Here is a 22,011-nt window from a genome sequence, read left to right on the forward strand (position 1 = left end):
CGAACCGATTCCTCAGATGAGGTCGAACCGGTCGAGGTTCGACACCTTTACCCAGGCGGCGACGAAGTCGTGCACGAACTTCTCCCGCGCGTCGTCGCTGGCGTAGACCTCCGCCAGCGCACGCAACTCGGAGTTCGAGCCGAAGACCAGGTCGGCCCGGCTGCCCGTCCACTTGACCTCGCCGGTGGCGCTGTCCCGACCCTCGTACGTGTGTGCGTCCTCGGAGGTCGCCGTCCACGTCGTACCCAGGTCGAGCAGGTTGACGAAGAAGTCGTTGGTCAGTACCCCCGGAGTCGCGGTGAAGACGCCGACCGGTGACTGCTGGGCGTTCGCGCCGAGTACGCGGAGACCGCCGACGAGGACGGTCATCTCGGGGGCGCTCAGGGTCAGCAGGTTCGCCCGGTCGATGAGGAGGAACTCGGCCGGAAGCCGGTTGCCCTTGCCGAGGTAGTTGCGGAACCCGTCCGCCGTCGGCTCCAGCGCGGCGAACGACTCCACGTCGGTCTGCTCCTGCGACGCGTCGGCCCGCCCCGGAGTGAAGGGCACCTCGACGTCGAAGCCGGCGTTCTTGGCGGCCTGCTCGACGGCAGCGGCACCGGCGAGCACGATCAGGTCCGCGAGCGAGACCTGCTTGCCGCCGGTCTGCCCGGTGTTGAAGGTGTCCTGGATGCCTTCGAGCGTACGCAGCACCGTTGCCAGCTGGTCAGGATCGTTGACCTCCCAACCGTTCTGCGGCGCGAGGCGGATGCGCGCCCCGTTGGCACCGCCGCGCTTGTCGCTGCCGCGGAAGGTCGACGCCGATGCCCACGCGGTGGAGACCAGCTGGGAGACGGTCAGGCCCGAGCCGAGGATCTGGCCCTTGAGGGCGGCGATGTCCTCGGCGCCGATGAGCTCGTGCGTCACCGCCGGGATGGGGTCCTGCCACAGCAGCGTCTCGGTCGGAACCTCCGGCCCGAGGTAGCGAGCGACCGGCCCCATGTCACGGTGCGTCAGCTTGAACCAGGCCCGGGCGAAGGCGTCGGCGAACGCGTCCGGGTTCTCGAGGAAGTGCCGCGAGATCTGCTCGTAGACCGGGTCGAACCGGAGTGCGAGGTCGGTGGTCAGCATGTTCGGCGCGATGCGCTGCGACGCGTCGTGGGCGTGCGGCACCGTGCCCTCGCCCGCACCGTGCTTCGGCTTCCACTGGTGGGCACCAGCGGGGCTCTTGGTGAGTTCCCACTCGAAGCTGAAGAGGTTCCAGAAGAAGTTGTTGCTCCACTTCGTCGGGGTGGAGGTCCACGTCACCTCAAGACCGCTGGTGATCGTGTCGCCGCCCTTGCCGGTGCCGAAGCTGCTCTTCCAGCCCAGACCCTGCTCTTCGAGCGGGGCGCCCTCGGGCTCGGGGCCGACGTGGTCGGCGGGGCCCGCACCGTGGGTCTTGCCGAAGGTGTGACCGCCGGCGATCAGGGCGACCGTCTCCTCGTCGTTCATCGCCATCCGGCGGAACGTCTCGCGGATGTCCCGGGCGGCTGCGATCGGGTCCGGGTTGCCGTTCGGGCCCTCCGGGTTGACGTAGATGAGGCCCATCTGCACCGCAGCCAGCGGGTTCTCCAGCTCCCGGTCGCCGGTGTAGCGAGCGTCGCCGAGCCAGGTGGTCTCGGGGCCCCAGTAGACGTCCTGGTCGGGTTCCCAGACGTCGGCACGGCCACCGGCGAAGCCGAAGGTCTTGAAGCCCATCGACTCCAGCGCGACGTTTCCGGCGAGGATCATCAGGTCGGCCCAGGAGATCTTCTGGCCGTACTTCTTCTTGACCGGCCAGAGCAGGCGGCGAGCCTTGTCGAGGTTGGCATTGTCCGGCCAGCTGTTCAGCGGCGCGAAGCGCTGCATGCCGGCCCCGGCGCCCCCACGGCCATCGCTGATGCGGTACGTGCCCGCGCTGTGCCACGCCATCCGGATCATGAACGGGCCGTAGTGGCCGAAGTCGGCCGGCCACCAGTCCTGCGAGGTGGTCAGCACCTCGGCGATGTCCTGCTTCACGGCGGCGAGGTCGAGGGTCTTGAACGCCTCGGTGTAGTCGAACTCGCCGAGGGGGTTCGCCACGGCCGGGTTCTTGGCGAGGATCTTCAGGTTGAGCTGGTTCGGCCACCAGCCGCGGTTGCCGCCGCCCTGGGTCGGGTGGGGGGCGCGTCCGTGTGCGACCGGGCAGCGGGACTCACTGCCCGCCTCCGCGTCATGGACTACGGCATCGTGGTTTTCGGACATCGGGTTCCTTCCGGGACCGGGTGGATCAGGGATGGATTACGAGTGGTCAAGAACTGTGTATGGCGGAGCACTCGGGGCAGAGCCCCCAGTAAACGATCTCGGCCTCGTCGATGGCGAAGCCGTGGTTGTCGGACGCGGTCAGGCAGGGAGCCTCGCCGATGGCGCAGTCGACGTCGACGATCAGATCGCACGACCGGCACACGACGTGGTGGTGGTTGTCCCCAACCCGTGATTCGTAGCGAGCCACGGAGCCGGGGGGCTGGATACGCCGTAGCAGACCCGCGATCGTCAGCGCGCGCAGTGCGTCGTACACCGTCTGGTGGGACACCTCGCGGAGGCTTTCGCGTACGACGCTGATGATCGATTCCGTGTCGGCGTGCGGATGCGTGTGCACGGCGCTCAGCACCGCTACCCGGGGTCGAGTGACGCGCAGAGCGGCCCCGCGCAGCATCTGCTCGAAGTCCTGGGCCGTAGCCATGCCAGGCAGTCTGGCCCCTTTTCTGGAATGAGTCAAGAATTAATTTCGGAGATGCGGCGACATCACGCTGCTCAGTGGGCGCGGTGGCCGCTGCCGTCAGCCGTCGTGGGAAGTTTGCCGAGGACCCTGCTGATGATGTGGAATCGGGCGTCTGTGACCCGGTAGTCCACGCAGAGAGTTGCGGCGTCCGTACCGATCCGGGCCATCGCGTCCGTACGGGTGACCGGGACGGACGCGCCGTCGAGGGTGGTGACCCCGCCCGCCTCCACCAGGTCGGCCAGCGAGTGGCTACCGTCGACGGCATGGGCCTTGATCAGGTCGCGCAACTCGTCCTTCCGCTTCAGGAGCAGCTCGTCGAGGTTGTCCTCGGAGAACTTCCGGATGAACGCGTCGTCGGTCGGGGCCAGGATCGTCAGCCCCTTCCGCGCCCGAAGCTCGTCAGCGAGCCCGGATGCCCGCAAGGCCGCCTCGAACGTGGTGAGGACCGGGATCCACTGCAGCGCCACGTCCACGGGCTCGCCGGTGAGCATTGCCGGGTTTCCCGGATCGGTACCGGAGGGCAACAGCTCACACAGCGGTCCGGTCACGCTCGCCACCCCCGCCGAACCGCTGGCCGCCGTCGCACCGTCCGCCGTCGCACCGCCCGCCGTACCGGGCTCGGCACTGGAACAGCCGCTGGTCACCATCGTCAGGGCCAGCACTGCTGCGGCCATGCGCCCGGGGAAGAGGGGGGACACGTTACCTCCAGAGTCCGATTCGTGTCGGTGCCATGCCGGCCGGTCGGGCCCGTACCCGACCGGCCGGCATGGTCACTTGCTCCGAGAAGTTCGCCGACGCTGACGGGTCACAGGCCGGCGCACTGACCGGCCCGGGGCCCCGAAACCGTGTTCCGCAGCTCCAGGTCGGTGGGTGCCGGTGCGTTCGCCGCACAGCTCAGCCGTCCGTTGACGGTGTTACCGACCACGAACGGCACATCGCTGCCGGTACGGTTCGCGGACAGGTCGACCGGACCGGCGACCCGGTTGTCGATCAGCGAGACCGCATCGGTGACGTTGGCGACCCGTACCGGACCCCGTACCGTGTTGTCGGCCAGGAAGAAGCCGGCAGCCCCGGCCACGCTGATCGGACCGTTGAACGACGAGCCGGTGGCGACCAGGGTGGCCCCCCGTGCCACCGTGACCGGGCCGGTCACGCTCGCCCCCGCCAGGCAGGCGAAGCCGGTGATCTTCAACGGCCCGTTGTGCCGGCCGGTCAGGGTCGGGTAGACCCGCTCGCCGGCGACCAGTCCCTCGACCGCCGCACCGTCGAGCAGCAGCGGGATCAGCCCGCGTTCCGGCTGGGCCAACGGTACGACGTACCCGTCGGAGGTCTTGACCACCTTCCAACCGTGCGCGGCGAGCCGCTGCGCCACCGTGGTCCGCTTGCCGGGCGGTCCGTCCGTGCGTTCCCCGTGGTACTGCTCTTCGGTGAGTCGGTAGGCGCATGGCGGGTTGTCCAGGATCCGCGACGGCAGGGGAGCGTCCACCGGCGGTACGGCGTCACCCGGGTGCGGTGCCGGGTGGGCCGGGATCTCGTACGAACCACGGAAGACGATCCGGCTGTCGTTGGCGCTCTGGAACCTGATCGCCGCGTCCCGGGTCTGCTCGATCGTGTTGAGGCTGGCCCGGTGATAGTCGAGGAACTGGTGGAAGGTCCAGACCGCGGAGTACGTCTTGCGCCGCCGGTTGTTGGCCGTGTTGCCCTCGTCCGGTCGGGTTGCCCCACCGGAGCTGCGTAGTTCGAGCAGCGAGTTCACGACGTTCTTCAGGCCGAGGGTGTTACGCAGGATGGTCTCCTCGCCCAGCCCCACGCCGCCGCCGCCGATGCAGCCGTACGGGCAGGGCCACCAGCCGTCCTCGGCGCCCTGCTCGTACATGTGGCCTTCGATCATGTTCAGTGACTCGTCGAAGATCCCCTTGGCTACGTTCTGGTGCCGGGGCGGCAGCATCGGCAGGTCACCGGCGCTGCTGTTGCCGTACTCGTGGCCGTCGTAGCCGGCCACCGGCCGGTACTCCTTCAGCATCTTCACGAACGCGAAGGTCTCCGGCTGCCGGACCAGCGAGTAGTCACGGTTGAGGTCCTGTCCGGTGTTGTTGCCCCGGGTGTTGGCCGCCCGACCGTCGCCGTTGATGGTGGGGACGATCAGGACCGTGGTGTGCGACAGCAGGTCGATCGTTCGGGCGTCCTGCCCGAAGGCGAGCTGGCGAGCCATGATCAGGCAGGCCTCGCGGTCGCCCGGCTCGTTGCCGTGCACGTTGCAGTTGATCAGCAGTGGGGAGGTCGCCGCGACCGCCTCCGGTGTGGCCGGTGGCTTCGGGTAGCCGAGGACCAGCATGTTGATCGGCCGGTCGAGGACCGTACGACCGATCTCCACCACGCGGACCCGCTCGCTGAGTTCGTCGATCGCGGTGGTGTAGGCGTACTCGTTCACGTCGCTGGTGTGCTGCGCCGCGCGGGTGGTCTCCCACTGGGTGCGCAGGTTCTCGCCCGGCACGTTCGGGTCACCCCACGGTTGCCGGGTGGTGCCGGACACCGGGGCGGAGTACGGCTGTGCGGTGGTTCCGAACCGGGCCCGTACTCGCCACTGGAACCGGTCGCCCGGGTTGAAGCCGGCGTCGGCGAAGGTCGGCGACTCGGGGTTGATCTGCCGGTTTGGCTGCCAGACGCCGGTGATTACCGCCGCACCGGTGGCCACGTCTCGGTCGTCCACCTGGGTACGTTCGATCTGATAGTCCGTGGCACCCGCCACCGGGATCCACTTGAGCGTGGCGTAGCCGTCGGCCTGCGTCACCGTCAGGCCGTGGACCTGATTCGGCTCGGCAACCAGCTGGCCGATGACCGGGGCGGTCGTCGTCGGTCCGCCGCCGTACGCCGATGCTGGCAGGGCCGTCGCGGTTAGGGCGGCGGCCAGCAGAATGGGCAGTGCGGCCAGCGCTCTTCGTCGAGGTGTCACTGGGCCTCCAATGATTCGCATTGAAATACGTGTATACATCACTGGGGCGTGGTCGCGGTGGGCGACCCGAGGTGCCCGGATGTCTGCCCGAGCGGGTCTGGGCGGGCTTCGGAGTCGCTGCTGACACTGAGCCGAGGCTGGCACAGGGAGACCCGATGGCGGTTCGTGTCGTGAACCAGAATGCCCAGGGGCCCATGCCGGCCCGGGCAGCCGCACCTCGCCGGCCCCGCAAGGCGCCGTCCCGGGTACCGCGGATCGGCGGCCCACTGAGCCCGGCCGACCTGCTCGCTCTCCAGCGCACAGTGGGCAACGCGGCGGTCGGTATCCTGTTGAACCGTCACGCCACAGCCCAACGGGACGCCGCGCCGCCAACGCCTGGCCCGGTGCAACGGGATGCCGCCGCACCGGCCACACTGGACGAGGCGCTGCGTTCCGATGATGCGGACAACCTTGAAGCGTTTCGCCCGTTCACCGGGATCACCGACAACCAGCTGCTCTCCCTGGTCAACCTGATCACAACGAAGTTCTATGTCACGCCGACCAACGAACGGATGCTGGAGGAGGCGTGGCGGTCCTACGGGCGGAAGGACTCGTTGCGGGAGAGCGACTTCGCGCTCTGGGAAAGCTGCGCCCGGCGGGGCGCGAAGATCCTGAACGTGCCCTGGCTCTACGAGTTGCAGACCCAGTTCGGCACCGAGGTTCGGGAGTTGGCCCGGCGCAACCTTGATCGCAACACCGAGGCGATCGACGCCGAGGCCCGACGGCTGGGGATCCAGCCCGGAGGCGACAACGCCGGTACCGCGACGCCGGAACAGGACGCGGCAATCCGTGATCAGCAGGTCCAGGCGGCCCGGATCCGAGACGCCAAGGACGTCATGCGGAGGTTGACCGCGCTGGAGGTCGGCTATCTGGATCCCAAGCGGGCTGCCCTGGGCAACGCATCGCTGCCGGGCGGAACCGTCACCGAGGAGCAGGACCGCCAGATGGCCGCCGAGCGGCGGCGGGCAGTCTTCTCCCCGACCGACCGCCCACCGTACGACGCCGAGCCGGCCGACGGGATGCCGACCTGGGAAGCGATCTCGGCGACGTACCAGCAGATGGCCCGCTCGATCGCGGCGATCATCAACCGTAACCCAGCGCTGTATGCGCTGGTGTCGACCGACTCCATGGACGCCACCGGGGACGGCGGTACGGATGCCGTCGCCGCGCCGGAGCGCAGCCCGCAGCAGATACGCGCGACGCTCGGCACGGCCCTGGGCGGCGTACTGGCCGAGATCGGCCGCACCCGGAAGGCGATCGACGACAAATCCCTCGGCTTCGAGCAGATGTTCCCGGTGCACGAGAAGCTCTACGAACAGCACAAGGTGTACACCACGCCGTTCGCCAAGGCCGCCGCCCAGAGGTACGTCCGGGAGCGGGGCGGGGATGCCGCCGCAGGGGGCGAGGTCGTCACGATCGCCACCATGGCGCTCATCCTGGCCGTGGAGATCGCCACCGCCGGGGCGGCGACCCCGGTGATCGGCGCACTGATCGGGCTGACCGCCTCCGGGGCGACGGCAGCCGACAGCTGGCAGAACTGGTCCACGCTGGACTCGGCGGCACGAAGCACGGTCAGCGACACCAACGCCGTGGTACGGCCGGCGCAGGCCGAAGAGGCGCTACTGACCGCCGCGGTCGACACGGCGCTGGCCCTGCTCGACGTCTACCAGTTGGGCAAGAGCGCCCGTACGGCCGCCGGGGCGGCGAAGGTGGCCGGGCTGGAGGCCCGGTTCGCCGCCCGACGGCAGTTCGCCGCATTGGCCGGTGATCGGCTGAAGCAGAAGGCGTTCCTGGTCGAGTTGGTGGAACGGGAAGGCGCCCAGGCGGCCGTACAGGCCAGTGGCCGCAGCGCCGACGAACTCCTCACCCTGGTGGGCCGGGAGACGCCGGCCGGGCAGCGGCTGTCGATGCTCGCGACGGGCCTCGGCGCCGCCGAGGAGTTGGGCACCTCACTGACCCGGCTCGGTCAGCTGGGCGGCGCCGAGGCCGCCACGGTGATCGGCCGGTCGATCGAGATCTTCGGGCCGGGGCAGACGCTGACCCGCGCGGGCGGCTGGGACAAGGTGGCACACGCGTTGCGCGACGACGCGGCCGGCCTGGCCCGAATGGAGAGCTGGCGGTCGGCACTGCTGGACCAGGCGGGTGCGATCGTGCCCGAGGGGACCGAGGCGGCCACGGCCATGCGGGGCTATCTCGCCGAGCGCACCGGCATCGGAGCCGATGCCGTGGAGACCCTGCTCGGCGTGGTGATTTCGTCGTTGCGGCCGGAGGAGGGCCAGCAGGGGGCCCTCGAGGTCGAAGGTGGTTACGTCCCGATCGAGCTGGACCTGGACCGGGCAGCCACCAGCCTTGCCCAGCAGCGGGGCGTCGACATTACCCAGGTGCAGCGACAGCTGGTGGTGCCAGCGTCCAACGTCCTACCGATGACCGAGCGGCAACTTGATCGGCTGTCGCCGGAGGAGTTCGAGGACGCGATCCGTACGGCTATCCGCTCGGGGCACTTCGCGTCCGAAGGGCTACCCCGGATGTCGGTGGTGGAGCTGAAGAACTCCTCCGGGCACGGGGTGGACGGCATCGGCATCCGCCGCAACGGCGATCGGGTGAACCTCTACAAGTTCGAGATGAAGCAGACCTCCGTGGTGTCGGAGTTCGGGCCTCGGCTGCCCGGCACAGCTGCGGGTGTCGAGGGCGGCAAGGGCTGGGCGTTCGCCAAGGCGGAGATGCTGTTCCAGTCGAGTGATCCAGCCGTGTTCGAGTCGTGGGACGTACTGCGTGGCAAACTTCGGCGGCTCTTCGGCAACCGCTATTCCGACCACCTGCTGATGGAGGCGTTCCAGCACGAACTACAACGCGCGCCGTTGACCACGTTCGTCCGGCTCAACGCCCGGTTGGACAGCCTGCTGCCCAGCCTGCGTGGGCTGGCCAGGTGGTACGGCAAGGGCTCGGTCAAGGTGATCGTGGTGCGCGGCCGCTGAGCCAGATGCGCCCAGTTGCCTCGCGACGGCGCAATGGTAGCGGGCGGCCAGGGCCACGGCCGCCTCCCGCAGTTGGGCGGGTCCGACGATCTCGACGTCGACGTCGAAGATCCCCAGCCACGCGGCCAGCCCGACCCATGACCAGCCACCGGCCACCACCCGACATCGGTCCGGGCCCAACTCCTCCACGACACCGTCGCCCCCCACCCACCGGGCGATCTCTGTGGCGGGCGCATGCAGGATTACCTCACCCCGACAGGGCAGCACGACTGTCTGCCCGAAGCGCTCGGTGATGTAACTGGCCACGTCCGATGCCGGCAGCGTACGTGGCTCGAACCGGGGACCGGTCGGCGTCCACGGCACCATCCGGTCGACCCGGAAGGTACGCCAGTCGGCACGGTCCAGGTCCCAGGCGACCAGGTACCACCGGCTGTCCCAGGTGGCGAGGTGGTGCGGCTCGACCCGACGGGGTGGTGTCGACGATGAGCCTGGCACACCGTCCCGGCTGGTGGGGTAGTCGAACCGGAGGACTTCCCGTGCCCGTACGGCGGCACCGACCGTGACCAGGTGCTCGACGTCGACGATCGGCCGGTTCCCCGCCCGATACCGGCCTACTGCGGTGACCTGGAGGGCGTTCACCCGGGTACGCAGCCGCGCCGGCATCACCTGACGGATCGTGGCGAGCGCGCGCAGGGCACCTTCCTCGACGCCGGTGACCGTCGTTGTGGCGGTCTGAAGTGCGACGGCAACTGCGACTGCCTGGTCGTCGTCGAACTGCAACGGGGGCAGTTCGCTGCCGGCGTCGAGCCGGTAACCACCGTCCGGGCCCTTGGTGCTCCGTATCGGGTAACCAAGTTCCCGGAGTCGGTCCACGTCTCGACGGATGGTGCGTGAACTCACCCGCAGCCGCTCGGCCAGCGTCTGTCCAGGCCAGTCACGCCGCGTCTGCAGCAGGGACAGCAGCGTCAGCAACCGGGCTGAGGTATCCAGCATGCCCCGAGGATGGCAGAGGGCAGCGGACATCTTGTGTCCTCTACCCCTGGCAGCGTGCCCTCGACGACACCCAGACCAACTGCCAGGAGGACTCCTTGATCCGTACCCACTTGCTCACCCGGGACTTCGTGGTGAGCCGTACCCAGACCGTGCAGGCGGTCCGGGGCATCAGTCTGGATATCGGACCTGGCGAGCTGGTCGCCCTGCTCGGACCGAACGGCGCCGGCAAGACCACCACGATGCGCATGCTCACCACCCTCATCACGCCCACATCCGGGACAGCGACGGTGGCCGGGCACGATGTCGTCGGTGCGCCGGCGGCCGTTCGCCGGCACATCGGGTACGTGGGCCAGGGCAATGGAGCCGGGCACCACCAGCGCGTCGGTGACGAGCTGTACGCCCAGGGCGTGATGTACGGCCTCGATCGGCGTGCGGCCATGCGACGGGCCGACGAGCTGATCGAGGCGTTCGATCTGACGGAGCTGCGACGGCGCAAGGTTGGTGACCTCTCCGGCGGTCAGCGTCGTCGGCTCGACGTCGCGATGGGCCTGGTGCACCGCCCGAGACTGCTCTTCCTCGACGAGCCGACGACCGGGCTGGATCCGCAGAACCGGGCCAACCTGTGGGAGCACATCCTGCGGATGCGCCGTGAGTACGCGATGACCGTGCTGCTCACCACCCACTACCTGGACGAGGCCGACTCGATGGCGGAACGGGTCGTCGTGGTCGACCACGGTGAGGTGATCGCCGACGACACTGCCGACGCGCTCAAGACGAAGCTCGCGGGGGACCGGATCGTCGTGACCGTGGCGACCGACGCGGCAACCGACGCGGCGACGGACGGGGCGATCGCCCCGCGCCGGCTCGCCGAACTCGCCGCACAACTGCCCGGTGCCCGGGACGTGACCGTCGACGCCCAGCGCGTCGAAGTACGCGTCGCCGACGGGCCGGCGGCGCTGCCCGAGTTGCAGATCGCCGCCCACGAGTGCGGCCTCCGGATCGCCACTGTCCAACTGCACCGGCCGACCCTGGATGACGTCTTTCTCAACCTGACCGGCCGGAGCCTGCGTGAGGCGGGGGCCATCGCCACTGACACCCAGACCATCCGGAAGGACCCCGCATGAGTACGCTCGCCACCGCCCCGGCGGCCTCCCGTCCGGTCCGGGGCAACCTGCTACGGGACATCGGCATCGTGATGGTCCGCGAACTGCGGCCGGTCCAGCGGGATCCGTTCTCGGTGATCTTCGGCATGCTGCAGCCCCTGCTGTTCCTTGGCCTCTTCGGCCCGCTGCTGGCCGGTTCTCTAGCCGGCTCCGGCGGCGCTGGGGCTTCATCCGGCGACGTCTGGCAGTGGTTCGTGCCCGCGATCATCGTGATGACCACCCTGTTCAGTACCTCGGCCACCGGGTCCAATCTGCTCTTCGAGTTGCAGACCGGCGCGCATGAACGCATGCTCGTCACCCCGCTGTCCCGATCATCGCTGCTCATCGGGCGGTCACTGAAGGAGATGGTCCCGCTTGCCGGTCAGGCCGTGATCATCGTCGCGGTGATGATGCCGTTCGGCTTCGATTTCTTCCCCGTGGGCGCGCTGGTGGGGTTGGCACTGCTCGTGGTCTTCGGCGTCGGGCTCGGCTCGCTCAGCTACGCGCTTGCGCTTGCCGTCCGCAAGCAGGACTGGATGTTCTGGGCCGTGCAGCAGACCCTGGTCTTTCCGCTGATGATCCTCTCCGGGATGCTGCTACCGATCGACAATGGCCCCAGCTGGATCCAGACCCTGGCTCGGTTCAATCCGCTCACCTACCTGGTCGACGCTGAACGGGCACTCTTCTCCGGGGAACTCGCCACGGTCACGGTTCTGCATGGATGGATTGCCGCCGCGGCCACCGCTGTGGTCGGCCTTGCGGTCGGCGTACGGACGATGGCGCGCAGCGCCGACTAGGGCCGCCCGTACTACCGGAGGTGCGTGGAGTCCGCCCGGACAGCTCAGTTCGGGCGGGTCACCTTCGGTCGAGTTCCCGCCGCAGCTGGTCAGCCTCCTGCCGAGCCTGTTCGGCGGCGACGGGCTCACCGAGCACGTCGTACGCCTCGGCGAGCGTCGCAAGGCCAATGCTCAACCAGTGCGGTGAGCCCAGCCGCCGCCACATCGCGACCGCCTGGGCGGCCCGGTGCCGGGCCATCCTCGGTCGACCGACGGCCAGTTGGGCCACCGCCAGTGCCCAGAGCGTGCCGGCCTCGCCCCACTCGTTGGCGAAGTCGCGGTAGATCCACAGGCACTGTGCCAGCAGCCGTCGCCCTTCGGTGTGGCGCCCCTGTCGTACCCGCATCTCGCCGAGCCAGCAGGCCGCGTGTGCACTGCCGAGGCGGTCGCCGAGACTTTCACTGATCTCCTTGGCCTGGGCGAAGTGGATTGCTGCGGCGTCGTGGTCGCCCCGGGTCCGGTAGACATGGCCCAGACACCGCCGGGCCTGTGCCGCACCTGGGAGGTAGCCGGCTTCCTGGCTGAGCCGCAGACACTCTTCGAAGCACTCGACGGCCTCGGTCAACTGTCCGCGTTCCATCTGTACCGCGCCGATGCCGCTGGTCGCGTAGACCAGACCGTTCAGGTTTCCGGTGGCCTCCGCCAACTGCCGGGCCTCGGTGAACCGGGACAGTGCGGCGTCGTACTCGCCTCGGAGCCGGTGCAGGTAGCCGAGCCCGGCACTGATCGCGGCGACGTGCTCGGGGTCCCGGTCGGTGCTCGCCGCATGCGCAGAGATGAAGTGCTTCATGGCGTCGTCGTACCGGTCCTGGATGGTGTCCAGTTCGCCCAGCCCACGATGCAGTTTCATTGCGGTGCGCTGGTCGCCGGCCTGCTCGGCGGCGACGAGTGCGGCCGTCTGCACCCGTCGCCAGTCGTCGAAGTGGTTGCCGACCTGGAAGAAGGTGGTCAGCGAGGCGGCCAGACAGCCGGCCAGCCCGATGATCCCCCGCTCGATGCCGTTCTCCACGGCGGCGATCAGGAATGCATGTTCCTGATCGAACCAGGCCCTCGGGTCGGTGGTGAGCCGTTCCACCTCGGCTCGGGGCAGACTCCACCGGGCCACCCGATGCCGGGTCAGACCGAGAAAGTCGGCGGAGAGCTTCGCCTCGGCCCGCTCCGCGAGCGCCAGACACGCTCCGCTGAGCCGGCGGACCGCCGCTGTCCGTACGTGGGCAGGATCCTTCTCGACCGCCTGCTCCTGGGCGTACAACCGGACCAGGTCGTGGAACCGGTAGTGCAGCTCACCCGATGACTGCCGGAGTCCCACCGATGTCGTCTCCAGTAGCCGTACCGTGAGCAGATCGTCGATCAGCCGCTCGGCCTGTGGCACGGGCACATTCATCAGGGCGGCCAACGCCCAGGCGGGGAAGTTTCGGGCCTTCAACAGGCCCAAGCGCCGGAAGGCCGTCTGCACTGGCTGCGGCAGCCCGCGATAGGTCAGCTCGATGCTCGACCGTACCGCCAGGTGCGCCACCGCCAACTCGTCGAGCCGATGTTGGGCGGCGGCCAGCCGGTCGGCCAGGGCAGCCAGCGGCCAGCCGGGCCTAGCCACCAGCCGGGCTGCGGCGATGCCCAGCGCCAACGGAAGGAAGCCGCAGAGCGCGGCCACCCGGGCTGCGGCTTCCGGTTCAGCTGCCACCCGGCCCGGGTCGGTGAGGCTGCCGAGCAGGGTGACGGCGTCCGGGGGAGTGAGCAGGCCGAGCGGCACCCGGACGGTTTCGGCCAGTCCGGTGAGCGCCTCCCGGCTGGTGATCAGGGCAGCGCAGCCCGGCCCACCGGGCAGAAGCGGTCGGACCTGGGCCAGGGACACCGCGTCGTCGAGCAGCACCAACACCCGACGTTGGGCGACCAGCGAGCGGAACAGTGCCGCGGCCTCCGCCTCGTCGTCCGGGACGCTGGCTGGCCGGACCCCGAGGGTACGCAGGAACCGGCCGAGTACGTCGATCGGCCGCAGCGGCGCCAGTCCAGGCGTGGCTCCCTGAAGGTCGACGTAGAACTGCCCGCCCGGGAAGTGAGCGACGTTGCGGCTCGCCGCCGCCAACGCCAGGGCCGACTTGCCCACGCCCGCGACGCCGTCGACGGCGACCAAGATCGGACCTCGTCGGGTCTCGTTGCCGGACAGGAGCTTGTCCAACCGGGCCAGCTCGGTGGCACGACCGTAGAGCGTGCTCGTCCCGGCCGGCAGTTGGCGGGGCGTCGCCACCGTCGGTTCGACGCCGACCGTCGGCCTACTGTCGACCTTGGGGTGGTCCACGACGGCCGCACCCTGGAGGATCTGCTGATGTAGCCGTCGCACTTCGGGGGCGGGGTCCACGCCAAGCTCCCCGGCCAGCACCGTACGCAGTTCGGCGTACACGGCGAGTGCTTCGCTTGGTCGACCAGACCGGTGCAAGGCCAGCATGAGGTGCGCCCAGAGCCGTTCCCGCAACGGGTGTTCCCGTACCAGGCCCCGCAGGTCGGCGGTGACGGCCTCCGGCTGCCCGAGGTCGAGTCGGGCCTGCGCCCACTCTTCGGCGACCACGAGTCGCCGTTCCTCCACCCGGGTCACCATCGCCTGAAGCGCCGGCCCATAGGTGACACCGTCCAGCGCGCGACCACGCCACAGCCGCAGCGCCCGTTCGAGATGGTCGGCCGCAGTGGCTAGCCCGCCGGTCTGCAACGCGCGTTCGCCCTGTCGGGTCAGCTCGTCGAACCGGTCCAGGTCGAGCTCACCAGGGCGGACGCTGATCCGGTAGCCGCCGGCCCGTTCGGTGTACAGGCGGGAGTCATACTCACCCGGCAGGTGCAGGATGCGGCGTAGCCCCGCCAGGTAGCTGCGGAGGTTCGAGCCGGCGGCCAGCGGTGGCTGCCACCAGACCGACTCCACCAGACGTTCCGTGGAGACTGCCTCGTTGGTGCTGAAGAGAAGGGCAGAGAGGACACTGCGCTGCTTCGGTGGCCCGATGTCGAGGTTCAGCCCGTCATGCCGCACTTCCGGTCGCCCCAGAACCCGAAACTCCACGCCAACCGCCCCCGCGTACCACCGACGTTCGCTCTCGCCCCCGCTGCCATCGGACTCGCCGGCCAATGAGAGGTAGTCGCAGAACGGGAGTTCGCGCAGCCGTCCAAGGACATTCAATACCATCGCGTCCAGCGCAGGCCCATGATTCGAATCTGCCGATCGTGGAGCCCGGTCCCACCAGCGCCGGAGCGTGGCCCAGCGGCAGGCGTCGACCATCGGTCAGGCCCGGGGCGGGCAGACCTCCCGCCGGATCGTCTCCAGCCGTTCGGCCAACTCCTGCGGGTGGCTCAGGGCGACCGGGTGGCCACCGTCCATCTCGTCCGGCGTGATGCCTAGCCGGGTGGATACGAGCTCTCGCAGGAAGTCGATGGGAAAGAAACGGTCCGCCCGGCACAGTAGCGCCCGGGTCGGTACGTCCGGCCAGGCATCGAGCGGCCAGGGCTTCTCGAACGGCGTACCGGACTGGACCCGGGCATGTGTGGCAGCCTGCTCGATCAGCGGTGGCGGCAACTCGTGGAAGAAGATGACGTTGGGATCGTCGTTCTCCTCTGGTGTCCAGCCCGCACGGTCCGCCTGGGTCTGCCGTGCCTGTGCGTAGCCGGTGTTACCCCACCACTCGCCTGGTGACTCGCCGGGCGAGGGCACCATCGGGGTCAGCAGCACGAGCAGGTCGGGGCGGATTCGGTCGGACACCAGTGGACCGGTGAAGGCTCCGAACGACTGGGCCACGACGACCAGGTCGGTGCGGTCCCCGATTGCCTGGACCGCCACGTCGGCGTACTCCGCCAACCCGGCCGAGTCGTCGTCGCAGGGTAGGTCGACCACGATCACGTCGTGTCCTCGGTCCCGCAGTTGCGGCACCAGCAGGTGCCAGTACCAGGGACCGCTGGCCGCCGGGGGAATCAACACGTAGGTCGCCATCGTCATTACCTTCCGGAGCGGATGTCGTGACAGGTGATCGTTGGTCGGCCGGGTCGCCCAGGCGAGGCTAGCGGGTCCAGTGCGGTTCAGGCGGCCGTACGCAGTCGATTGTCGAGGGCGTCGAGGTCGGGCAGGAACCAGATGTGGTCGGCAGAGTTCGACTCGTGTACGAGAGCACGCAGGGCCGAACTGGCCGCCAGGTGCGGGGCGATGTCGCCGATGACGGCCAGGCGTAGTCGGTAGTTGACGAACTTCTGCATGACCTCGCCCGCGAAGCGGGTGCCCAGGGAGAAGAAGCTTTCGTCCAGCCGGCTCGCGGGTACGGCCACCACTGTGGCACCGAGGAAGGCCGCGCCGATCAGGTCCAGCGCGTCCTGCACGGTGGTCACCGGTGGACCGTCCGGGTCGCAGACCAGTACCGGCACCCCGGCCCGTTCCTGGATCGTGTCAGGCACCCTCGACCTCCCGGGTGAGCAGACCGGCGTCGCCGTCGAGCACGGCTTCGACCATTTGCAGTAACTCGGCGGTGCTCGCGGCGTCGCCCAGGATCACGATCTTCATTCGGTGCCGGTCCTCGTCGTGCATGGTCTGGATGCGTAGCGGATGTCGCGGGTCGTGATTGGTGTTGGCGCCGGTCAGGACAAGGGTGCCGAGCCGGTCGGCGGCGAGGCGATCGATGCCGTCGATCTGCACGATGCTGGAGACCTCCACCGCGAGCCGGGTCGAGTGGGCGGTGGTCGACGGCGACTGGCCGGTCAGCTCGTCAAGGTCGGACCGGGCGATCCGGTACTGCTTGCCGATCCGTACCGCCTTGAGTCGACCAGTACGGATGTAGCCGCGCACGGTTCGTACGTGCAGGCCGAGGCGGTCCGCCACCTGCTCGACCGAATACATTTCATCCCTCATCGCTCCCTAATCTAGCCTTGTCGGGGGATGTTAGGGAAATTTGCGGTACGGATCGCAGCCGGATCGTGATGTCTGGTAACCCGCCTTGTATTGGTGATTAGACAAATGTCAAGCTAGACGCATGTCGAAACTGACTGGTAGTGGGCTGGTGTCGCAGTGATGGCCGCCGTTCGTACCGCAGCACCGTCGCCAGTCGTGGCACGCCTGTCCCGGCTCGACCGGTTTCTGCCGGTCTGGATCGGCGTGGCCATGGTTGCTGGCCTGCTGCTCGGCCGGGTCGTCCCCGGTCTCGACACCGCCCTGGAAGCGGTGCAGATCGGCGGGATCTCCCTACCGATCGCCCTCGGCCTGCTGGTCATGATGTATCCGGTGCTGGCCAAGGTCCGCTACGACCGGCTCGACACCGTCACCGGCGACCGGCGGCTCCTGCTGTCGTCCCTGCTGCTGAACTGGGTGCTCGGCCCGGCTCTGATGTTCGCCCTGGCCTGGATCTTCCTCGCCGATCATGCCGAGTACCGCACCGGTCTGATCATCGTCGGCTTGGCCCGCTGCATCGCCATGGTCATCATCTGGAACGACCTCGCCTGCGGCGACCGGGAGGCCGCCGCCGTACTGGTCGCCCTCAACTCCGTCTTCCAGGTCGTCGCCTTCGGCCTGCTCGGCTGGTTCTACCTCGCGGTACTACCGGACTGGCTGGGCCTCTCCGGCGCGCAACTGAACGTCTCCGGCTGGGAGATCGCCGGCAACGTCCTGGTGTTCCTCGGCATCCCGCTACTAGCCGGCTACCTCACGAGACGCCTCGGCGAACGCGCCCGAGGCCGCACCTGGTACGAGACGACGTTCCTACCGAGGATTGGCCCGATTGCCCTCTACGGACTGCTCTTCACCATCGTGGTGCTGTTCGCGTTGCAGGGTGACGCCATCACCAGCCGCCCCTGGGACGTGGCGCTCATCGCCGTACCGTTGCTGGCCTACTTCGTGATCATGTGGGGTGGTTCCTACCTGCTCGGCCACGCCATCGGCCTGGGCTACGAACGCACCACCACCCTGGCGTTCACCGCCGCCGGCAACAACTTCGAACTCGCCATCGCCGTGGCGATCGGCACCTTCGGCGTCACCAGCGGCCAGGCCCTCGCCGGGGTGGTCGGCCCGCTGATCGAGGTACCCGTACTCGTGGCCCTGGTCTACGTGAGCCTCGCCCTGCGCCGCCGCGTCTTTCCCGGCAGACGCCGCCTTGACGGTTCCGGCGAACGCCACCATGACGATTCCGGTGGATGCCGCCTTGACGGTTCCGGCGGACGTCGGCGCACCGATGTCGACCCGCAGCGAGACGGGCAGCCCGCTCCGACCAGTACCCTCACCTGATCATGCCAATCGACCCGCGCTCCTCCGGCCCGCATGACGTTCGCCTGGCACCGATGACGTCGGCGCACGCCGAACAGGTGCTGGCCATCTACGCCGCCGGCATCGCGACCGGAAACGCCACCTTCGAGACCGAACCGCCGAGCTGGGCCGCGTTCGATGCCGGAAGGTTGGCCGATCATCGGTACGTCGCCCTCACCACGGATGGCACCGTCACCGGCTGGATCGCCTGCACACAGGTCTCCTCCCGACCCGCCTACTCCGGTGTCGTGGAGCATTCCGTCTATGTGCACCCGGACCATGGTGGGCAGGGCATCGGCCGCATACTGCTGCATGCCCTGATCACCTCCACCGAGGCCGCTGGAATCTGGACCATCCAGTCCGGGATCTTCCCCGACAACACCGCCAGCCTCGCCCTGCACCAACGATGCGGCTTCCGGATCATCGGTGTCCGGGAACGAGTCGGCCGCCACCACGGCCGGTGGCGCGACGTGATCCTCCTGGAACGCCGCAGCCCCATCGTTGACTGACAGCTGACGGGCGACTGGCCTCGGGCCGGTAGGCGACGCGTCCCCTGTGCGGCGTGTGCATTTCCTGTGCGCTCGCTGCCGAAAATCTACCTCGAGCGATACCCGGTCCAGCGGTGTCGGCTGCCGGTGGAGGTCGTGGATGCACAGGGTCAGGCGGACGGTCGCAGGCGTGGTGGCAACCTGCCTCGGGCTCGTGACCGCCGGGATCACCCCAGCCTCGGCACACACCAAGGCGTACGTTGTTGCACAGCGGCCATCGACCGCACCGACGATTCGGCCCGGCCCTGGTCAGGGGACCGGGCACGAGGCCACCGCGCGGGACGAGGCGACAGCGCGGGCCTCGGCCCGACGATCGGGCCGAAGCGTCGAAATCACCAACCTGCGTACGGAGACCCGCGCCGTTTTCGCCAACCCCTCCGGCACGTTGACCATGCGGGAGCACGCCCGACCGGTACGGGTACGACAGGGCAGTGACTGGTCGATCGCCGATCCGACGTTGCGAACCCGGGCCGACGGCAGCCTGGCACCCGTCGCGACCCAGGTGGGGTTGGTCTTCTCCGGGGGTGGAGCTGGACCGCTGCTACGCGTCTCGTACGGCGACAGTCGACTGGTGCTCAGCTGGCCCGGCCAGCTTCCCACGCCCGTCCTGACCGGAGCCACCGCCACCTACCGCGAGGTGCTGCCCGGTGTGGATCTGCAGCTGACCGCCGACATAGCGGGCTACCAGCAGGTGCTCGTCGTCCGGGACCGGGCGGCGGCGAGCAACCCGGCGCTCCGCAGCCTCCGGTTCGGCCTGGCGACCGAGAACGCCTCGGTACGGATCGACCCCGCCGGCAACCTGAACGTGCTGGACAGCCGGGGCGACCTGGTGCTGCACGGCCCGACCCCGCAGATGTGGGACTCCAGCCCGGGCGAGGCCCGCCAGGCCCGGATGGCAGTGTCGCTGGCCGACGGCACGCTCACCGTCGTACCGGACCAGTCGGTGCTCACCGATCCGGCGACCAGGTATCCGGTCTACCTCGACCCCTACCTCTACCACCCGGCGAAGAAGTCCGCCTGGACGCACGTCAGCCGACACTTCTCGACGACCTCGTACTACAACTCGTCCTCCGACGCGAAGGTGGGCTACTACAACGACAGTTACGCGTCGCCGAAGTCCGACACGTACCGGGCGTTCTTCCGGATGGACACCGCCCCGCTCAACGGCAAGCAGATCTTTCGAGCCACCCTCGCCACCAACGAGACGTGGTCGTACTCGTGCAACCAGCGGGACGTGGAACTCTGGCTGACCGGCGGCATCAGCAGCGCCACGACCTGGGCGAAGCAGCCCAGTTGGGTTCGCAAGCTGCACACCGTCAAGGCCGCCAAGGGGTGGGGGCCCAACTGTCCCGCCGGTCCGGTGGAGTTCGACGCGACCAGCGCGGTGGTGGAGGCGGCGGCGAACAACTGGTCGTCGACCACTCTGGGCCTGCGTGCCACGGACGAGTCCGACACGCACGGCTGGAAGAAGTTCAAGAACAACCCGATCCTCACCGTCGAGTACAACTCGGTGCCCGAGGTGCCGACCGCGCTGCGGGTGGGACCCGCGTACGCCTGCACCGCCACCCCGGCCGACGCGCCCCCGGTCTCCAGCCTCACGCCCCGGCTGACCGCCACGGTCACCGACCAGGACAGCTCACTACAGAACGTGCGGGCACGGTTCGAGCTCGCCCAGGGCACGACGACGCTCTGGACCCACGTGACCGAGTTCAAGCAGGCGTCCACCTTCTCGGCCTCGGCACCGGCGCTCACCGACGGGCAGCCGTACGCCTTCCGGGTGCAGTCCGACGACGGCATCGCCGCCAGCGCGTGGAGCCCGTGGTGCCACTTCCGGGTGGACAGCACGGCACCGGAGATCGTTCCGGCGGTGACCTCGGCCGACTATCCGGAGGCCGACCCAATCAACCCGGTACGCGCCGGGGGCGTCGGCAAGCCGGGCACGTTCCGGTTCGCCGCCAACGGGATCGCCGACATCGCCGCCTACCAGTACGACATCGACAACCCGGAGCCGGCGTCCTCGGTCGCCGCGTCCGGTGCCGATCGGGTGGCCACGGTCTCCATCACCCCCGGACCGTCGCCCAGCCCGCTGCGGACGCTCTACGTGCGCAGCGTCGATTCGGCCGGCAACCGTAGCGCGGTGCGGGCGTACGACTTCTATCTCGCGCCCACGACCGGTCCCGCCGCGTCCTACTCGCTGGACGAGGGGACCGGGACGACGGTCGGTGATACCAGCGGCAACGGCCGTACCGCCACGTTGACCGGGGGCGGGTGGACCACGGGACGCCTCGGCACCGGCTTCTCGGCCGAGGGCGACGCGCTGGCCGACCAGGCGCTCACCCTCAGCGGCACCGGGCAGTACGCGGCCACCGCCGCCCCGGTGGTGCGTACCGACACCAGTTTCACGGTTGCCGCCTGGGTACGGTTACGCTCCGACACCGCCAACGCCACCGCCCTGACCCAGGCGGGCGCGGTGAACGGTGGCTTCCAGCTCTACTACTCCACCACTCACGGCTGGGTTTTCAACCGGCACGCCACCGACGTGACCGGCACGACTATCGTGCGGGCGGTCTCGCCGAGCCCGCCGCAGCTCGGCAGGTGGACCCATCTGGCCGGTGTGTACGACCTGTCCGCGCAGCAGATCCGGCTCTACGTCAACGGTGCGCTAGCTGCGACGACGGCCTTCGTCGACCCACCGTGGCATGCCTCTGGCGGCTTGCAGATCGGCCGGTTGAAGTACAAGGGCGCGTTCGGCGAGTACTGGCCGGGTGAGATCGACGAGGTGCGGCTGTACGACCGGGTTGCCTACCCGGCCGAGATCGCCGAGCTGACCAACCGGCCGGCGGTCCTGGCCGGGCACTGGGCGATGGACGAGGGCACCGGTTCCACCGTCGCCGACGCCTCCGGCAAAAACCGACCGCTCACCGCCGCCGGCGGTGTCACCTGGGCCACCGACCGGTACGGCGTACCCGGTGCGGCGGTGGCGACCGACGGCGCGAACGGCCGACTCGCGACGGCGACTGCGGTGGCCACGACGGACCGTAGTTACAGCGTCAGCGCCTGGGTGAACCTGTCCGCGCTGCCGAGCGGGTACGCGACGGCTGTCGCCCAGGACGGCACGTACCACTCGGGCCTCTACCTGCAGTACTCGCCGGCTACCCGGAAGTTCGTCCTCTCCGTGTCCAGTAAGGACGCTGCCGGGGAGACTGCGGTCCGGGCGTTCTCCCGGGCCGAGGCGGTCGTCGGGCGCTGGACCCACCTCGTCGGGGTGTACGACTCGGCGGCTCGGCAGATTCGGCTCTACGTCGACGGTCAGCTCGACTCGTCGGCGACGTTCACCACGGCGTGGCAGGCGTCCGGGCCGGTGCAGGTGGGTCGGGCCCAGTACGCCGACGCGTACAGCAGCTACTGGCCCGGCAGCCTCGACGACGTACGCGTCTATCAGGGCGGGTTGAGCCAGACGGAGATTGACAACCTGGCCTTCTCCTGACCGGAACCGGGACCGACGGCCTGACCC

14 protein-coding genes are annotated in these 22,011 nt (G+C 69.1%); 5 read left to right on the plus strand and 9 right to left on the minus strand.

What is annotated here, in order from left to right; translation table 11 throughout:
- Positions 1 to 12 precede the first annotated feature (12 nt).
- From katG to ACWDV4_RS20315, 5 genes are all read right to left on the minus strand, one after another.
- A complete protein-coding gene (katG, locus tag ACWDV4_RS20295) occupies positions 13 to 2,241 on the minus strand; it encodes a catalase/peroxidase HPI (RefSeq protein ID WP_449981072.1) in 2,229 nt (742 codons plus the stop codon).
- A 46-nt stretch (positions 2,242 to 2,287) separates the two neighbouring features.
- The gene (locus ACWDV4_RS20300) at positions 2,288 to 2,719 is read right to left on the minus strand and encodes a Fur family transcriptional regulator (RefSeq protein WP_449981074.1); all 432 of its coding nucleotides are present in this window, start codon (positions 2,717 to 2,719) and stop codon (positions 2,288 to 2,290) included.
- 71 nt (positions 2,720 to 2,790) lie between these two features.
- Positions 2,791 to 3,456 carry a fasciclin domain-containing protein gene (locus ACWDV4_RS20305; protein WP_449981075.1) on the minus strand — a complete coding sequence of 222 codons (666 nt, stop codon included), beginning with the start codon at positions 3,454 to 3,456 and terminating at the stop codon, positions 2,791 to 2,793.
- Between the two features lie 107 nt (positions 3,457 to 3,563).
- Positions 3,564 to 5,711 carry a M14 family zinc carboxypeptidase gene (locus ACWDV4_RS20310; protein ID WP_449981077.1) on the minus strand — a complete coding sequence of 716 codons (2,148 nt, stop codon included), beginning with the start codon at positions 5,709 to 5,711 and terminating at the stop codon, positions 3,564 to 3,566.
- Between the two features lie 2,882 nt (positions 5,712 to 8,593).
- Positions 8,594 to 9,718: a helix-turn-helix transcriptional regulator gene (locus ACWDV4_RS20315; RefSeq protein ID WP_449981079.1), complete on the minus strand. Its 1,125-nt coding sequence runs from the start codon at positions 9,716 to 9,718 to the stop codon at positions 8,594 to 8,596.
- A gap of 95 nt (positions 9,719 to 9,813) precedes the next feature.
- Here ACWDV4_RS20315 and ACWDV4_RS20320 point away from each other — a divergent pair, with 95 nt between their 5' ends.
- The gene (locus tag ACWDV4_RS20320; RefSeq protein ID WP_449981080.1) at positions 9,814 to 10,842 is read left to right on the plus strand and encodes an ATP-binding cassette domain-containing protein; all 1,029 of its coding nucleotides are present in this window, start codon (positions 9,814 to 9,816) and stop codon (positions 10,840 to 10,842) included.
- On the plus strand, positions 10,839 to 11,657 hold the full coding sequence (locus ACWDV4_RS20325) for an ABC transporter permease (protein WP_449981082.1): 819 nt from the start codon (positions 10,839 to 10,841) through the stop codon (positions 11,655 to 11,657). The genes ACWDV4_RS20320 and ACWDV4_RS20325 overlap by 4 nt, the downstream gene beginning before the upstream one ends.
- 58 nt (positions 11,658 to 11,715) lie before the next feature.
- Here the strand turns inward: ACWDV4_RS20325 and ACWDV4_RS20330 are convergent, their stop codons facing one another.
- From ACWDV4_RS20330 to ACWDV4_RS20345, 4 genes are all read right to left on the minus strand, one after another.
- Entirely contained in the window at positions 11,716 to 14,862 is a 3,147-nt protein-coding gene (locus ACWDV4_RS20330; RefSeq protein ID WP_449981084.1) for a BTAD domain-containing putative transcriptional regulator, read from the minus strand.
- A 96-nt stretch (positions 14,863 to 14,958) separates the two neighbouring features.
- Positions 14,959 to 15,660 (minus strand): alpha/beta hydrolase, encoded by a 702-nt coding sequence (locus ACWDV4_RS20335; protein WP_449981086.1) that lies wholly within the window; start codon positions 15,658 to 15,660, stop codon positions 14,959 to 14,961.
- Between the two features lie 86 nt (positions 15,661 to 15,746).
- Complete coding sequence (locus ACWDV4_RS20340) at positions 15,747 to 16,115, minus strand: DUF4180 domain-containing protein (RefSeq protein ID WP_449981088.1); 369 nt, start codon at positions 16,113 to 16,115, stop codon at positions 15,747 to 15,749.
- The gene (locus ACWDV4_RS20345; RefSeq protein WP_449981090.1) at positions 16,108 to 16,566 is read right to left on the minus strand and encodes a helix-turn-helix domain-containing protein; all 459 of its coding nucleotides are present in this window, start codon (positions 16,564 to 16,566) and stop codon (positions 16,108 to 16,110) included. Before ACWDV4_RS20345 ends, ACWDV4_RS20340 begins: the two co-directional genes overlap by 8 nt.
- Before the next feature lie 159 nt (positions 16,567 to 16,725).
- Here ACWDV4_RS20345 and arsB point away from each other — a divergent pair, with 159 nt between their 5' ends.
- From arsB to ACWDV4_RS20360, 3 genes are all read left to right on the plus strand, one after another.
- Complete coding sequence (gene arsB, locus ACWDV4_RS20350) at positions 16,726 to 17,931, plus strand: ACR3 family arsenite efflux transporter (protein WP_449981092.1); 1,206 nt, start codon at positions 16,726 to 16,728, stop codon at positions 17,929 to 17,931.
- A 2-nt stretch (positions 17,932 to 17,933) separates the two neighbouring features.
- Positions 17,934 to 18,458: an N-acetyltransferase family protein gene (locus tag ACWDV4_RS20355; RefSeq protein WP_449981094.1), complete on the plus strand. Its 525-nt coding sequence runs from the start codon at positions 17,934 to 17,936 to the stop codon at positions 18,456 to 18,458.
- A gap of 139 nt (positions 18,459 to 18,597) precedes the next feature.
- A complete protein-coding gene (locus tag ACWDV4_RS20360; RefSeq protein ID WP_449981096.1) occupies positions 18,598 to 21,984 on the plus strand; it encodes a LamG-like jellyroll fold domain-containing protein in 3,387 nt (1,128 codons plus the stop codon).
- Positions 21,985 to 22,011: the final 27 nt, after the last annotated feature.

This window comes from Micromonospora sp. NPDC003197, from assembly GCF_053590565.1.